This window comes from Bifidobacterium cuniculi, from assembly GCF_000741575.1.
GTDB classification, from domain to species: Bacteria; Actinomycetota; Actinomycetes; order Actinomycetales; family Bifidobacteriaceae; genus Bifidobacterium; species Bifidobacterium cuniculi.
In genome coordinates this window covers 16408-31073 of record NZ_JGYV01000008.1, presented here as the reverse complement: position 1 = coordinate 31073, position 14666 = coordinate 16408, and the positions used below count along the sequence as shown (strand labels likewise).

Annotated in this window: 13 protein-coding genes; 3 read left to right on the top strand and 10 right to left on the bottom strand. The window is 64.2% G+C overall.

All coding sequences use genetic code 11. From position 1 onward, the window contains the following. Window positions 1-182 precede the first annotated feature (182 nt). Window positions 183-1142 carry a hypothetical protein gene (locus BCUN_RS05575; RefSeq protein ID WP_152598073.1) on the top strand — a complete coding sequence of 320 codons (960 nt, stop codon included), beginning with the start codon at window positions 183-185 and terminating at the stop codon, window positions 1140-1142. Here the strand turns inward: BCUN_RS05575 and BCUN_RS05570 are convergent. The 7 genes from BCUN_RS05570 to efp all read right to left on the bottom strand — a co-directional run bounded on the left by BCUN_RS05570 (window position 1126) and on the right by efp (window position 8775). After that, window positions 1126-1563 (bottom strand): GNAT family N-acetyltransferase, encoded by a 438-nt coding sequence (locus BCUN_RS05570; RefSeq protein ID WP_033515857.1) that lies wholly within the window; start codon window positions 1561-1563, stop codon window positions 1126-1128. The genes BCUN_RS05575 and BCUN_RS05570 overlap by 17 nt on opposite strands. Beyond that, on the bottom strand, window positions 1560-2144 hold the full coding sequence (gene gmk / locus BCUN_RS05565) for a guanylate kinase (protein ID WP_033515855.1): 585 nt from the start codon (window positions 2142-2144) through the stop codon (window positions 1560-1562). The genes BCUN_RS05570 and gmk overlap by 4 nt, the downstream gene beginning before the upstream one ends. After that, the gene (gene pyrF, locus BCUN_RS05560) at window positions 2141-3058 is read right to left on the bottom strand and encodes an orotidine-5'-phosphate decarboxylase (RefSeq protein ID WP_033515853.1); all 918 of its coding nucleotides are present in this window, start codon (window positions 3056-3058) and stop codon (window positions 2141-2143) included. The genes gmk and pyrF overlap by 4 nt, the downstream gene beginning before the upstream one ends. 2 nt (window positions 3059-3060) lie before the next feature. Beyond that, on the bottom strand, window positions 3061-6450 hold the full coding sequence (carB, locus tag BCUN_RS05555; RefSeq protein ID WP_033515851.1) for a carbamoyl-phosphate synthase large subunit: 3390 nt from the start codon (window positions 6448-6450) through the stop codon (window positions 3061-3063). Further along, the gene (gene carA, locus BCUN_RS05550) at window positions 6443-7660 is read right to left on the bottom strand and encodes a glutamine-hydrolyzing carbamoyl-phosphate synthase small subunit (RefSeq protein WP_033515849.1); all 1218 of its coding nucleotides are present in this window, start codon (window positions 7658-7660) and stop codon (window positions 6443-6445) included. The genes carB and carA overlap by 8 nt, the downstream gene beginning before the upstream one ends. 83 nt (window positions 7661-7743) lie before the next feature. Then, window positions 7744-8175 (bottom strand): transcription antitermination factor NusB, encoded by a 432-nt coding sequence (gene nusB, locus BCUN_RS05545; RefSeq protein ID WP_033515847.1) that lies wholly within the window; start codon window positions 8173-8175, stop codon window positions 7744-7746. 36 nt (window positions 8176-8211) lie between these two features. Beyond that, window positions 8212-8775, bottom strand: coding sequence for an elongation factor P (efp, locus tag BCUN_RS05540; protein WP_033515845.1), 564 nt, complete (start codon window positions 8773-8775; stop codon window positions 8212-8214). 277 nt (window positions 8776-9052) lie between these two features. Between efp and BCUN_RS05535 the strand changes: the two genes are divergently transcribed. Together BCUN_RS05535 and BCUN_RS05530 are read left to right on the top strand one after the other, a co-directional pair. After that, window positions 9053-9727: a Pr6Pr family membrane protein gene (locus tag BCUN_RS05535; RefSeq protein WP_033515843.1), complete on the top strand. Its 675-nt coding sequence runs from the start codon at window positions 9053-9055 to the stop codon at window positions 9725-9727. Window positions 9728-9733: 6 nt separating this feature from the next. Further along, window positions 9734-10528 carry an alpha/beta hydrolase family protein gene (locus tag BCUN_RS05530; protein WP_051920847.1) on the top strand — a complete coding sequence of 265 codons (795 nt, stop codon included), beginning with the start codon at window positions 9734-9736 and terminating at the stop codon, window positions 10526-10528. 135 nt (window positions 10529-10663) lie between these two features. Here the strand turns inward: BCUN_RS05530 and tuf are convergent, their stop codons facing one another. From tuf to rpsG, 3 genes are all read right to left on the bottom strand, one after another. Continuing rightward, entirely contained in the window at window positions 10664-11863 is a 1200-nt protein-coding gene (gene tuf, locus BCUN_RS05525) for an elongation factor Tu (RefSeq protein WP_033515841.1), read from the bottom strand. A gap of 165 nt (window positions 11864-12028) precedes the next feature. Then, on the bottom strand, window positions 12029-14158 hold the full coding sequence (fusA, locus tag BCUN_RS05520; RefSeq protein ID WP_033515839.1) for an elongation factor G: 2130 nt from the start codon (window positions 14156-14158) through the stop codon (window positions 12029-12031). A 36-nt stretch (window positions 14159-14194) separates the two neighbouring features. Further along, window positions 14195-14665, bottom strand: coding sequence for a 30S ribosomal protein S7 (gene rpsG, locus BCUN_RS05515; RefSeq protein WP_003836460.1), 471 nt, complete (start codon window positions 14663-14665; stop codon window positions 14195-14197). Window position 14666: the final 1 nt, after the last annotated feature.

The following is a 14666-nucleotide window of genomic DNA, read 5'->3' as shown; positions in this document are numbered from 1 at the left end:
GGAAAGCCAGATAAACGGTGCTGCTTGTCTGGCTTTCCGTGTCCATCTGGCACGGAAAGCCAGACGAAGGGGAGCGCAGCAACGCCGGATGCGGGGCGTCCGACCACATTCCCCTTGCGCACTTGTTTTCCCCATCACGGTTCTCCTAGCGTGGGACGTATCGCCCATGCAGAGGAAGGACCGTGATGCGCAACAATCCGAATATCACCAGGCTGCTTGACGAGGCGAACCAGGAGTGCCGCCTGGCCTTCGCCGCCAGTCGCCCGGACTGCGAGGCCATGCGCAACCGCGTGCGGCATCACGAACTTGTCGAACCATTGCCCAACTGCTTCACCGCAGCGAATACATGGGCGCAGCTCTCCCCCACCGACCGCACGATGCGGTTGGCACGCACCGTGCAGGAAAAATATCCCACGCGCATCTTCGCCGGGGTCACCGCCGCCGTCATCCTCGGATTCTGGGTCGGATGGGGCGCGCTCGATGGCACCATCCATTGCACGGTACCTTCCGGCCGCGTACCAGGAGCCCGCAACAGCCCCATCGTCTACCATGCCCGCCGCGGTGCGTCCATCCTCACCGTCGACGGCCTGCGCGTCACCGACCATATCCATACGCTCATCGACTGTGCACTCATCCTTCCTTTCTGCCATGCACTGGGCGTCTTCGACTCGGCACTGCGACTCGGCGTGCAGCCGGCGCGGATACTGGCCGAATGCGGGCGGCAACGTCGCGACTGCTCGCGTGTGCATCGCCTGTTGCACCATGCCGACCCCTGCAGCGAGAACGGCGGTGAATCCTGGGTGCGCGCCACCATCATCGAACTTGGCTTCGCCAGGCCGCAGCTGCAGGTGGAACTGCGCGATCCGCAGACCGGCAAGTGCTACCGCGTCGACTTCCTGTGGGTGCTGCCCGACGGCACACTCGTGGTGTTGGAATACGACGGCCTGGAGAAATACACGAGCGAACGGATGAAGGGCGGCAGTTCCACCGCGCAACGCGTTGTGGACGAACGCGAACGCGACGCCGCGCTCACTCGTTGCGGCGTCGTGCGCATCGCCCACGTCTTCCACCGCGATGTGGCGAACCGACGGCGGTTCATATATGTACTGTCCTCGCTCGGCGTGCCTACAGCCATTGGATGAAGGCCGTCTTGTCGGCACTGTTGTAGCCGGCATGACGGTAGAAGTCGAGCGTGGACGGATCCTTCGAACCGGTGAGCAGCATCATCTTGTAGCAGCCGGCCGCCATGGCCAGTTCACGCGCCCGGTCCAGGCATGGCGTGGCATGGCCGCGGCCGCGGGCGTCCTGCCTCGTCACCACGTTCTCGACGAAGGCGTAGGGGCGCACTCCCCTGGTGAGGTTCGGGATGACGACGCAGACGCAGGAGGAGACGATGCGACCGTCTTCCTCGCATACGATCACGTGATGGTTCGGGTCGTCCAGGATCTGTTGCCATGTGGCGCGCAGATGGGCGTCCTCTTGGGGGATGCTGTCCTCATGCAGATGCAGGTACAGGTCCAGCAGCTGGCCGAGGTCGGTCGGTGCTGCTCCCCGGAGCGTCATCGGATGCCGTACTCCTGCGCGATGACCTGCCACAGGTCGTGGGCTGCCTGTTCGACGGTGTTGTTGACGATGGTCACGTCGAACTCGTCCTCCGCGGCAAGTTCCACACGCGCGGTCTCCAAGCGCTTCGCCTGTTGTTCCGGCGTCTCCGTGCCGCGGCCCTTGAGGCGCGCGACGAGCTCGTCGAAGCTCGGCGGCGCCAGGAACACGTAGACGACCTCGAGCCCCAGTTCGGCGGCGCGTTCCTTGACGCGGCGGGCGCCTTGCAGGTCGATCTCGAGGAGCGTGGGCACGCCCATCGCCAGATGCTCCTCCACGGGGCGCAGCGGCGTGCCGTAGTGGGCCATGCCGTGCACCACGGCGGTCTCGAGGAACTCGCCGGCCCTCTCCTTGGCGAGGAACTCCTCCTCGTCCATGAACCAGTAGGTCACGCCGTCCACTTCACCGGGACGGGGCGCACGCGTCGTCGCGGATACGGACACCCACACCCCGGGGTGCTCGCCGCGCAGCGCGGCCTCGACGGTGCCCTTGCCGACGGCGGTGGGGCCGGTCAGCACGATCAGGCGGTTACGTTGGCTCATTGCTCATCCTCCATGGACTGTGCCATCAGTGCGCTGCGTACGTCCAGCGCGATGCTTTCGGTCGCCTGGCTCAGGGACTGGATGTCCGGACCGTGCTCCGCAATGGCGCGCGACACGGTGACGAGCACGTTGCCGTGCGTCCCGCGGAACACCGTCTTGAGGTCCTTGGCCTCGGCGCCCTGCCAACCATAGCCCGGGGAGAGGATGGGGCCGGTGAAGCTGGAGGGGGCGATGCCGCTTTCCTGCAGCCACTGGCCGATGGTGGCGCCGATGATCAGGCCGACCGAACCGAGGCCGGGGACCTCCCTGTTGTATTTCTGCGCCGTGCTGGCGATGCCGTAGGCCACCGTCTTACCCTTGTATTCGCCGGTCTGGCGGATGGCGGTCTGCAGGCTGGCCCCTTCGGGATTCGAGGTGAGCGACGCGATGAACACGCCCCGGCCGTTGTTGAGCGCCTCCTCGATGAGGTCACCCAGGGAACGCGCCCCGTAATACGGCAGCAGCGTGATGGCGTCGGCGAGCATCGGGGCGCCGGGCTTGAAATAGGCGTCAGCGAAGGCGCGGATCGTCGTGGACAGGCCTCCGTGGAGACAGTCGACGATGGTGATCAGCCCGATCTGCCGTGCCGCGTAGAGCACGCGCTCGAGTGCCGCGACTCCCTTGGAGCCGTAGCGTTCGAACATGGAGGCCTGGAACTTGACGGCGGCGGCACGTCCGCTGGCCGCCTGCAGCATGCGCATGGCGAAGAGCTCCGCGCCCTCCGCATCCACGTCGTACCCCCAGTCCAGGAGGAGCTGGCGGTGCGGGTCGATGCCCACGCACAGGGGTCCGTACTGCTGCATCGAATTGCGCAGGCGCAGGCCGAAATCGCTGCGCAGTGCCAGGCGTTCCTCGGGACTGGGGTCACGTGTCATGGTCAGGCTGCCTTTCTCTCGCTCTCGAGCGCGAACAGCTCGCGGGCATGTTCCTGGATGCTCATCACCTGGTAGTCGTTGGCCTTGACCGCCTCGATGGCCAGGAGCACCGCGGAGAACTCGGTCATGGTGGTGAACTGCGGGATGTCCGCCGCGATGGCGGCGGCACGGATGGAGTAGCCGTCGGAACGCGAACCGCGGGAGTTCGGGGTGTTGAGGATCAGGTCGATTCGGTTCTCCTCGATGAGCTCGACGACGTTCTTGCCGATGCTGCCCTCGGCACGCTCCACCTGCACGCCGGCGTCGGGATCGCTGTCCACGCGGGCGGTGATCTTGTCCACGATGGCGCAGTCGATGCCGTAGCGGCGCAGTACCGAGGCGGTGCCTCCGGTGGCGCAGATGGTGAAGCCAAGCTCCACCAGACGGGTGGCGAAGAGCGGCAGCTGGCGCTTGTCCGTGTCGTTCACGGACAGGAAGGCGACGCCGCTGGTGGGCAGGCCACCCTCGTAGGCGGACAGCTGGCTCTTGGCGAAGGCGTGCGGGAAGTCCCGGTCAAACCCCATGACCTCGCCGGTGGAGCGCATCTCGGGCCCCAGCAGGATGTCGACGGTCTTGCCGACGGGCGTACGGAAACGCTTGAAGGGCAGCACGGACTCCTTGACGGCGACCTGCTGGCCGATGCGGACGTCACCGCCGTCGCCGTGGGGCAGCAGCAGGCCGTTGTCGCGCTGCTGCCGGATGGTCTCCCCTGCCATGATGCGTGCCGCTGCCTTCGCCAGCGCCACGCCGGTTGCCTTGGATGCGAAGGGCACGGTGCGAGAGGCGCGCGGGTTCGCCTCGATCACGTACAGCGTATTCGCCATGAAAGCGTACTGCACGTTGATCAGGCCCTGCACGGAGCAGCCCTTGGCGATGGCGTAGGTGGCCTCGCGCAGGCGGCGGATCTGGTCGTCGCTCAGCGTGCTCGGCGGCAGCGTACAGGCGGCGTCGCCGGAGTGGACGCCGGCTTCCTCCACGTGCTCCATGATGCCGCCGATGTAGAGCTCTTCGCCGTCGAACAGCGCGTCGACGTCGATCTCGATGGCGTCCTGGAGGAACTTGTCGATGAGCAGCGGCGAGGGCAGGCGCCCGGAGACCACCATGTCCGCTCTGGCCTCGCTCAGCGCACGGTTGACGTACTTCTCCAGCTGGGCATCGTCGTAGACGATCTCCATGCCGCGGCCGCCGAGCACGTAGCTGGGGCGCACCAGCACCGGGTAGCCGATCGAATGGGCCGCCTCCAGCGCCTCCTCCAGGCTCAGCGCGGTGCCGAAGCGCGGCGCGTTGAGCTTCTCGGAGCGCAGGACCTCGCCGAAGAGCTCGCGGTTCTCCGCCAGGTCGATCGCCTCGGGCGTCGTGCCCAGGATCGGCACGCCGGCTGCCTTGAGGCGCGCGGCGAGCGACAGCGGCGTCTGGCCGCCGAGCTGCACGATGACGCCCTTGACTGGTCCCTGCTTCTTCTCCGCCTCGTAGATCTCCAGGACGTCCTCGAAGGTGAGCGGTTCGAAGTACAGGCGGTCGGACATGTCATAGTCGGTGGACACGGTCTCGGGGTTGCAGTTGACCATGATCGTGTCATAGTCCTTGCCGAGCTCCTGGACGGCGTGCACGCAGGTGTAGTCGAACTCGATGCCCTGGCCGATGCGGTTGGGGCCGGAGCCGAGGATGATCACGGCCTCGCGGTCGCGCTTGCGCAGCTCGCTCTCCTCGGCGTAGCACGAGTAGTAGTACGGGGTGGCGGCGTCGAATTCGGCGGCGCAGGTGTCGACGGTCTTGTACACGGGGTGCAGCCCGTAGTTCCAGCGCAGTTCGCGTACGGTGTTCTCGCCGGCATCGCCCAGGCCGCGCAGCCGTGCGATCTGCAGGTCGGACAGGCCGGCCAACTTCGCCTTGCGCAGGATGCGCTCGCTGAGGGTGTCGGCCTCGCGCACCTGGAGGGCGACCTCGTTGATGTACTGGAACTGGCGGATGAACCACGGGTCGATCTTCGTGGCCGCGTAGATCTCCTCGGCGGTGGCGCCGCCCCAGATGGCGCGCATGAGCTGCAGGTAGCGGTGCTCGGTGGGCACCTTCATGGCCTCGAGCAGTTCCTCGACCTCGGCTCGCTCCGGGGGTTCGCCATCCCAGGAGAAGCCCATGTCACGCTTGTCGATGGAGCGCATGGCCTTGCCCAGGGACTCGGCGAAGTTGCCGGCCAGGGCCATGGCCTCGCCCACGGACTTCATGGAGGTGGTCAGGGTGGGGTCTGCGCCGGGGAACTTCTCGAAGGCAAAGCGCGGCACCTTGGTGACCACGTAGTCGATGGTCGGCTCGAAGCTGGCGGGCGTGGACTCGGTGATGTCGTTCTGGATCTCGTCGAGCGTGTAGCCGAGGGCCAGCTTGGTGGCGATCTTGGCGATCGGGAAGCCGGTGGCCTTCGAGGCGAGCGCAGAGGAACGCGAGACGCGCGGATTCATCTCGATGACGATGATGCGGCCGGTGTCGGGATGGATGGCGAACTGGATGTTGCAGCCGCCGGTGTCCACGCCCACGCCGCGGATGATGGCGATGCCGATGTCGCGCAGCTTCTGGTATTCACGGTCGGTGAGGGTGAACACGGGGGCGACGGTGATGGAGTCGCCGGTGTGCACACCCACGGGGTCGACGTTCTCGATCGGGCAGACGACCACGACGTTGTCGTTGCGGTCGCGCATGAGCTCCAGCTCGTATTCCTTCCAGCCCTCGATGCCTTCCTCGATGAGTACCTCGTCCGTAGGAGAGTAGTGGATGCCGGCACCTGCGATGCGGTGGAGTTCCTCGGTGTCATGCGCGATGCCGGACCCCAGGCCGCCCATGGTGAAGCTCGGGCGCACCACGAGGGGGAAGCCGAAGCGCTCGGCGATGGCATCCACTTCCTCGAGGGTGTGGGCGATGTCGCTGCGCGCGGATTCGGCACCGGCCGCCTCGACGACCTTCTTGAAGGATTCACGGTCCTCGCCGCGGTCGATGGCCTCGAGGGAGGCACCGATGAGTTCCACGCCGTACTTCTCGAGGACGCCGGCCTCGCCGAGGGCGACCGCCGCGTTGAGCGCGGTCTGGCCACCCAGGGTGGGCAGGAGCGCGTCCGGACGTTCCTTGGCGATGATCTTCTCGAGGATCGGCACGGCAATCGGCTCGATGTAGGTGGCGTCGGCCATCTCCGGGTCCGTCATGATGGTGGCCGGGTTGGAATTGACCAGGATGACGCGGATGCCTTCCTCGCGGAGGACCCGGCACGCCTGGGTTCCCGAATAGTCGAACTCGGCGGCCTGTCCGATGACGATCGGTCCGGAACCGATCACCATCACCGACTTGATGTCGTTGCGCTTAGGCATTCGTCTTCTCCTCCTTGGCTGCGTTCATCATGGCGACGAAACGGTCGAACAGGTATGCCGCGTCATGGGGACCCGCCGCGGCCTCGGGATGGTACTGCACGGAGAATGCGGGGATGTCCACGCATTGCAGCCCCTCGACCACGTCGTCGTTGAGGTCGACGTGGCTGACGAAGACCTTGCCGTAGCGGCCATGGTCATAGGGGGCGTCCACGGTCTCGCCCAGCGGGGCGTCCACGGCAAAGCCATGGTTGTGGGCGGTCACCTCCACCTTGCCGGTGGTCACGTCCTTGACGGGTTGGTTGATGCCGCGGTGGCCGAACTTGAGCTTGTAGGTGCCGAAGCCCAAGGCGCGGCCCAGCAGCTGGTTGCCGAAGCAGATGCCGAAGAAGGGGTGACCGGCGTCGAGGACGGCACGCAGGAGTTCGACCACGTCCTCGGCCTGTTCGGGATCGCCGGGGCCGTTGGAGAAGAAGACGCCGTCGGGATTGACGGCCTCGAGCTGTTCGAGGCTCACGTCGGAAGGGAAGACGACCACGCGGCAACCACGTTCCGCCATGCGCTGCGGCGTCATCGCCTTGATGCCCAAGTCGACCGCGGCCACGGTGGCTACCGGTTCCTTGCCTTCGAACTCGCCAGTGGGTTCGATGACGTAGGCCTCGTCGGTGCTCACCTCGTCGAAGAGGCGCATGCCCTGCATCTGCGGGACCTGGCGCACCTCCTCGAGCAGGGATTCCAGGGAACGCACCTCGCCGGGAGCGGCGAGCAGCGCCTCACCGGAGAAGATGCCCGCGCGCATGACGCCTGCGGTGCGCAGATGGCGCACGAGCTTACGCGTATCGATGTGGCTGATGCCCACGATGCCCTGTGCGACCAGTGCGTCGTCCAGGGAACTGTCGGCACGCCAGTTGCTCACGTTCATGCTGGGGTCGCGCACCACGTACCCGGCCACCCAGATGCGCACCGACTCGGGATCCTCGGCGTTGACGCCGGTATCGCCGATGTGCGGGAAGGTCTGCACTACGATCTGGCGGTCGTAGCTCGGGTCGGTGAGCGTTTCCTGGTAGCCGGTCATCGCAGTGGAGAAGACGATCTCGCCGAAGGTGATGCCGTGGGCACCGTACGGCTCGCCCACGTAGACCTGTCCGTCCTCGAGGACGAGCACTGCGTCCCCATCGGTAAAGCGAGCGGTTGCCGAGTCGTTCTGGTTCACCCAAAACCCCCATTCATCAAGGTAATTGTCCCGTGGATAGCGGCCGGTTGAGAGTCGCGACCCGGCCGAACGCGCTTGTTGGATCAATCGGTCGTTTCGGTTGGGGCCTCCACCGTCGGCTTGTGCGCACAGACCGCGCTGAGCAAACCGTGGATGAACGCGGGAGCGTCATCGTCACATAATGTCTTTGCGAGATGCAGCGCCTCGTCAATGGCCACCTTGTCCGGGATGTCGTCGTTGTAGACGATCTCCCAGGTTGCTATACGAAGGATATTACGGTCCACTGCATGCATGCGCTTGACCTTCCACCCTGTGGAATGCCGGTTCAGCGTGCCGTCGATGTCCTTGAGATGGTCCGCCACCCCTCGCACGATCTCGATGGAGTATTCGGGAAGCGGGGTCTGCGCACCGGGCTCGGCGATGCGCTCATCAAGAAGGGACAGGATGTCCTGTCCCTTCTCATCCGCCTCATACAACGTGTTCAGAGCCCTCTTGCGAGCAGTGGAACGTGCCATGAAAGCCTCTCGATGGTCTGTCGGTGAAGGACGGAATCAGTTCTCGCGGCCCAGGTAGGAGCCGTCGGTGGTGTTGACCTTGACGCGCTCGCCTTCGCTGATGAACAGCGGCACCTGGATCTCGGCGCCGGTCTCGACGGTGGCGGGCTTGGTGCCGGCGTTGGAACGGTTGCCCTGCAGGCCGGGCTCGGTGTGGGTGATGGTCAGCACGACGGACGCCGGCAGCTCGACGGAGAGCGGCTGGCCGTCATGGAAGGAGATGATGCAGTCGGTGCCCTCGATGAGGTACTTGGCCTGCTCGCCGACCAGGGTCTTGGGGATCATGATCTGGTCGTAGGTGGTCATGTCCATGAAGACGAAGTTGTCGCCGTCCTCGTAGGAGTACTGCAGCGTGCGATTGTCGACGGTCTCGAACTCCATCTTCATGCCGGCGTTGAAGGTCTTGTCCACGATCTTGCCCGACAGCACGTTCTTGATGGTGGTGCGCACGAAGGCAGGGCCCTTGCCCGGCTTGACGTGCTGGAACTTGATGACCTGCCACAGCTGGCCGTCGAGGTTGAGGATGGAACCGTTCTTGATGTCATTGGTAGTCTGTGCCAAATTTCTCACCTATTCGTTCTTGGTTCGGGAAAAGCTGTACAACGAGCCACGGTCATTATGCCAGCACCTCCCTACAGCACGCAGCGTTGTCCCATGCGCATTCCGCGGACGTGGACGGCTGCGTTGTGGATGCGTCCCACGACGGCGCACGCATTTCTGTGGCTTCGCACAATGCCGCGGGAAACCCGCCGACTGTAGAATCGGGCGGGTTGCGACGGACCCGGCTTGCCGCCGTCGTGCCTCCCCGGCCCGGCAAGCCCCAAGAAAGGAATCACCCATGGTACACAGCAGGACGGCCCAGCTCATCTTCCAATCGTTCTACCTGGCAATCGGATGCATCGGCATCCTCGGCAGCCTCGGCCTCTACGATGCCGAGTTCGACGGGACCTTCTTCGTGTACTTCACGAACCTGTCGAACTACCTGTGCATCGCGGTGATGCTCTTCGAGCTCGTGCAGACCGCCAACCGCAAGGGCGACGGCTTCGTGCGCCTCTCCCCCACCGTGAAGTTTATCAGCGTGACGGCGATCCTGCTGACCTTCTTCGTGTTCAACTTCCTGCTTGCCGGCGCACCGGACCGTGACCCGCTCTCGAACTTCAAGGTGACGAGCATCGCCTTCCACATGGTCCTGCCGCTCATGTTCACCGCCGACTGGATCCTCTTCTACGAACACCGCAAGGTCAAGTGGACCTATCCGCTGTATTCGACGATCTTCCCGCTGGTCTACCTCGCCTTCGTGTTCCTGCGTGCCTGGGCGGTGGGCTTCGATCCCGACGTGCCGCTGCTGTACCCCTACTTCTTCCTCGACGTATCCCAGCAGGGCGTGGCCGGCGTGGTACGTTGGTGCTGCATCCTGCTGGTGGCCTTCATCATCCTCGGCTACATCCTCATGGCGCTTGACCGTTCCATGGGGGCGAGGACATCGGCTGCGCAGGAGGTGGACAAGGAGTAAGGACAGATGGAGTATACGACCAAGGAAGTGTGGTGCCATGACGGGGATACCAGGATCTACGGCCTGGCGTTCCTGCCTGAGGTGGAGGACGGCCGGCGCGTGCCGCTGGTGATCTTCTCCCACGGCTTCGGCACGAATCATGCCTCGGGATCGACGTACGGCCGGCATTTCGCCGAACGCGGCATCGCCTTCTATGAATTCGATTTCCCCGGCGGCTCCCTCGGCGGCAACCGGAGCGACGGCGATCCCAAGGACGAGTCCGTGGCCACGGAGATGCAGGACCTGTTGGCGGTGGTCGAGCAAGCACGCCAATGGGATTTCGTGGACCCGGAGCGAATCGTGTTGTTCGGGCAGAGCCAGGGCGGCTGCGTCAGCGCCCTGGTTGCCGGGAAGCATCCCGGATACGTGCATGCGCTCATGCTTGAGTATCCGGCACTGTGCATCAAGCATGATGCGGAAACCCGCTACCCCGGGCTCAAGGACATCCCCGACACGAATGCCATGTTCAACGGCATGGTAGTGGGTTCGAGATACTACACGGACCTGCGTGGCCTCGACATCTACGGCACCATCGCCGGCTATGACGGCCCGGTGCTCATCCTGCATAGCAATGACGACACCATCGTCGACATTTCCTACTCTGAACGGGCCGCCCAGGAATATGCGGGCCACTGCCGGTTCCATGTGATGCAAGGACATGGCCATGGTTTTACGCAAGACGGCGACTACCGCGCCATGGAGGTCATGGATGCATGGCTGCCGGGCGAGGCGGGCATCGACGTACCGTCACTCGATCGTTGACCCATGATTTGATTCCGGCTGTTCCTGCGAAACGCGAAGTGAACAGCCGGAATATACGGGAAGGGCCCCGCAGCTTCAAGCTGCGGGGCCCTTCCAGGTTTCCGGGGTTCTACCCGATCACCGACCTGATGGGAATCAGGCGAGGATCTTGGTGACACGGCCCGAGCCAACGGTGTGGCCACCCTCGCGCACAGCGAAGGTCAGGCCCTCTTCCATGGCGATGGGCTGGATCAGCTCGACCGTGAAGGTCGCGTGATCACCGGGCTGCACCATCTCGACGCCTTCCGGCAGGGTGATGACGCCGGTGACATCGGTGGTACGGAAGTAGAACTGCGGACGGTAGTTCGAGAAGAACGGCGAGTGGCGGCCACCCTCGTCCTTGGTGAGGACGTAGACCTCGCCCTCGAACTTGGTGTGCGGGGTGACGGAGCCCGGAGCGGCCACGACCTGGCCACGCTCGACGTCCGTACGGTTGATGCCGCGGAGCAGCAGACCGGTGTTGTCGCCAGCCTCGCACTCATCCATCTGCTTGTGGAAGGTCTCGATGGAGGTGACGGTGGTGGTCTGGGTCGGGCGGATGCCGACGATCTCCACGTTGGTGTTGATCGGCAGGCGGCCACGCTCGACACGACCGGTGACCACGGTGCCACGGCCGGAGATGGTGAAGACGTCCTCGATAGGCATCAGGAACGGCTTGTCCAGGTCGTGGGTCGGGGTCGGGATGTACTCGTCGACATCGTTCATGAGCTCCTTGATGGTCTCGACCCACTTCTCGTGGTCCGGGGCATCATCGTGCAGGGCGCCGTAGGCGGAGGTGTGCACGACCGGGCAGTCACGATCGAAGCCGTTCTCGTCGAGGAGGTCACGGACCTCTTCCTCGACGAGCTCGATAAGCTCCTCATCGTCGACCATGTCGCACTTGTTCAGGGCGACCAGAATCTTCGGAACGCCGACCTGACGGGCGAGCAGCACGTGCTCGCGGGTCTGGGCCATCGGGCCGTCGGTGGCGGCCACGACGAGGATGGCGCCATCCATCTGGGCGGCACCGGTGATCATGTTCTTCACGAAGTCGGCGTGGCCCGGGCAGTCGACGTGAGCGTAGTGACGCTTCTCGGTCTGGTACTCGATGTGGGCGATGTTGATGGTGATACCACGCTGCTGCTCTTCCGGAGCGGCATCGATCTGGTTGAAGTCGTAGGCCGGGTTGACGTCCGGGTACTCCTCGTGCAGCACCTTGGAAATGGCTGCCGTCAGGGTCGTCTTGCCGTGATCGACGTGGCCGATGGTACCGATGTTAACGTGCGGCTTAGTACGCTCGTACTTTTCCTTTGCCATGTATTGTCCTCCTGGACGTTTCTCGTTGTAAGCCTTGAACATTCAAGGCACTTGCAACATTTTACTGGGTTTCTGGGTTGTCGCCACTTTCGAGCCCGAACCCAGTCAGCGCTACAGAATACTAGCGCTGACTGGGGACACGGTCAAGTGCGGTGACAACGTGTGTCACTCGCCGCGCTGGGCCTTGATGATTTCGTCGGCGACGGCCTTCGGGACCTCCGCGTAGGAATCCATCTGCATGGTGAACATGGCGCGGCCCTGGGTCTTGGAACGCAGGTCGCCGATGTAGCCGAACATCTCGGACAGCGGGACCTTGGCGTCGATGACCTTGACGCCGGTGGCGTCGTTCATGGACTGGATCTGGCCACGACGGGCATTGAGGTCGCCCATCACGTCGCCCATGTACTCCTCCGGGGTGCGGACCTCGACGGCCATGATCGGCTCGAGGATGACCGGCTTCGCCTTGGGAGCGGCCTCCTTGAAGCACATGGAGCCGGCGATCTTGAAGGCCATTTCCGAGGAATCGACGTCGTGGACCTGACCGTCGACGACGGTAGCCTTGACGCCCACGACCGGGAAGCCGGCGAGGATGCCGGATTCCATGGCCTCCTGGACACCCGCATCGATCGAAGGAATGAATTCTTTGGTGATGTGGCCGCCGGTGACCTCGTTCGCGAACTCGTAGACCTCGCCGTTCTCGGTGTCGAGCGGTTCGAAGTTCATGAGCACCTTTGCGAACTGGCCGGAACCACCAGTCTGCTTCTTGTGGGTGTATTCCTGGTTCATGACGGCCTTGCGGATCGTCTCGCGGTAGGCGACCTGCGGCTTGCCGACGTTGCACTCGACCTTGAACTCGCGGCGCATGCGGTCGACGATGATGTCGAGCTGGAGCTCGCCCATGCCGGAGATCAGGGTCTGGCCGGACTCCTCGTCGGTCTTGACCTGGAAGGTCGGGTCCTCGTCGGAGAGCTTCGCCAGGGCGATGCTCATCTTCTCCTGGTCGGCCTTGGTCTTCGGCTCCACGGCCACTTCGATGACCGGGTCCGGGAAGGTCATGGACTCGAGGGAGATCGGGTGCTTCTCGTCGCAGAGGGTGTCACCGGTGGTGACGTTCTTCAGGCCCACGAAGGTGTAGATGTTGCCTGCCTCGGCGGAGTCGACCGGATTCTCCTTGTCGGCGTGCATCTGGAAGATCTTGCCGATGCGCTCCTTCTTGCCCTTGGTGGAGTCGAGCACGTTGTCGCCCGGCGTGACCTTGCCGGAGTAGACGCGCACGAACACGAGCTTGCCGTAGAAGGGGTGGGTGGAAATCTTGAAGACCAGGGCCGAGAACGGGGAATCGAAGGTCGGCTTGCGGTCGATCTCGATGGATTCGTCGGACGGGTCGAAGCCGACGATGGACGGGACGTCCTCCGGGCTCGGCAGGTAGTCGACCACGGCGTCCAGCATGGGCTGCACGCCCTTGTCCTTGAACGCGGAGCCGCACAGGACCGGGTAGGCCTGGCGGGCGATGGTCAGCGTACGGATTCCCTTGCGGATCTCCTCCTCGGAGAGCTCGCCGGACTCGAGGTACTTCTCGAGCAGCTCCTCGTCGGACTCGGCGACCTGGTCGAGCAGCTCGGAGCGGTACTGCTCGGCGCGCTCCTTGAGCTCCTCCGGGATGTCCACGGTATCGTAGTGGGCACCCATGTCGTCCTTGACATCGTTCCAGACGTAGGCCTTCATGCGGATGAGGTCAACGACGCCGGAGAAATCGTTCTCGGCGCCGATCGGCAGCTGCACGACGAGCGGGGTCGCGCCCAGCTTCTCCTTGATGGTGTCGACGGAGTAGTAGAAGTCGGCACCGAGCTTGTCCATCTTGTTGATGAAGCAGATGCGCGGCACGCCGTACTTGTCGGCCTGGCGCCACACGGTCTCGGACTGCGGCTCCACGCCTTCCTTGCCGTCGAAGACGGCCACGGCGCCATCGAGCACGCGCAGGGAGCGCTCGACCTCGGCCGTGAAGTCCACGTGGCCGGGGGTGTCGATGATGTTGATCTGGAACTTCTCGTCCGTGTCGTGCGTCTGGCGGTTCCAGAAGCAGGTGGTCGCAGCGGACTGGATGGTGATGCCGCGCTCCTGCTCCTGGGCCATGAAGTCCATGGTCGAGGCGCCGTCGTGGGTCTCGCCGATCTTGTAGTTCTTGCCGGTGTAGTAGAGGATGCGTTCCGTGGTAGTGGTCTTACCGGCATCGATGTGGGCCATGATGCCGATGTTGCGAACCTCGTTGAGGTTGCTGAGCACGTCCTGTGCCATATATGTTCCTTAACTCTCTTGGCCTGGGGCCTTGAATTACCAGCGGTAGTGAGCGAAGGCCTTGTTGGCCTCGGCCATCTTGTGGGTGTCCTCGCGACGCTTCACGGAAGCGCCGAGGCCGTTGGACGCGTCGAGGATCTCGTTGGCGAGACGCTCGGCCATGGTCTTCTCGCGGCGGGCACGGGAGAAGTCGGTGAGCCAGCGCAGGGAGAGGGTGTTCGCGCGGGCCGGCTTGACCTCGACCGGGACCTGGTAGGTGGCGCCGCCGACACGGCGGGAACGCACCTCGAGGGACGGACGGATGTTGTCCAGGGCGCGCTTGAGCACGGCCACCGGCTCCTGGTCCGTCTTCTCCTTCACCATATCCAGCGCGGAATAGACGATGTCCTCGGCGATGGACTTCTTGCCGTCCAGGAGGATCTTGTTGATGAGCTGCGCCACGACGGTCGAACCGTAGATCGGGTCCGGCAGCAGCTGGTGCTTCTTGGAAGGTCCTTTACGTGACATA

Bases quoted from the DNA above. Each gene is read 5' to 3' on its own strand.
- BCUN_RS05570 (WP_033515857.1), bottom strand. From the start codon at position 1,563: ATGACGCTCCGGGGAGCAGCACCGACCGACCTCGGCCAGCTGCTGGAC.
- gmk (WP_033515855.1), bottom strand. From the start codon at position 2,144: ATGAGCCAACGTAACCGCCTGATCGTGCTGACCGGCCCCACCGCCGTC.
- pyrF (WP_033515853.1), bottom strand. From the start codon at position 3,058: ATGACACGTGACCCCAGTCCCGAGGAACGCCTGGCACTGCGCAGCGAT.
- carB (WP_033515851.1), bottom strand. From the start codon at position 6,450: ATGCCTAAGCGCAACGACATCAAGTCGGTGATGGTGATCGGTTCCGGA.
- nusB (WP_033515847.1), bottom strand. From the start codon at position 8,175: ATGGCACGTTCCACTGCTCGCAAGAGGGCTCTGAACACGTTGTATGAG.
- BCUN_RS05535 (WP_033515843.1), top strand. From the start codon at position 9,053: ATGGTACACAGCAGGACGGCCCAGCTCATCTTCCAATCGTTCTACCTG.
- BCUN_RS05530 (WP_051920847.1), top strand. From the start codon at position 9,734: ATGGAGTATACGACCAAGGAAGTGTGGTGCCATGACGGGGATACCAGG.
- tuf (WP_033515841.1), bottom strand. From the start codon at position 11,863: ATGGCAAAGGAAAAGTACGAGCGTACTAAGCCGCACGTTAACATCGGT.
- fusA (WP_033515839.1), bottom strand. From the start codon at position 14,158: ATGGCACAGGACGTGCTCAGCAACCTCAACGAGGTTCGCAACATCGGC.
- rpsG (WP_003836460.1), bottom strand. From the start codon at position 14,665: ATGTCACGTAAAGGACCTTCCAAGAAGCACCAGCTGCTGCCGGACCCG.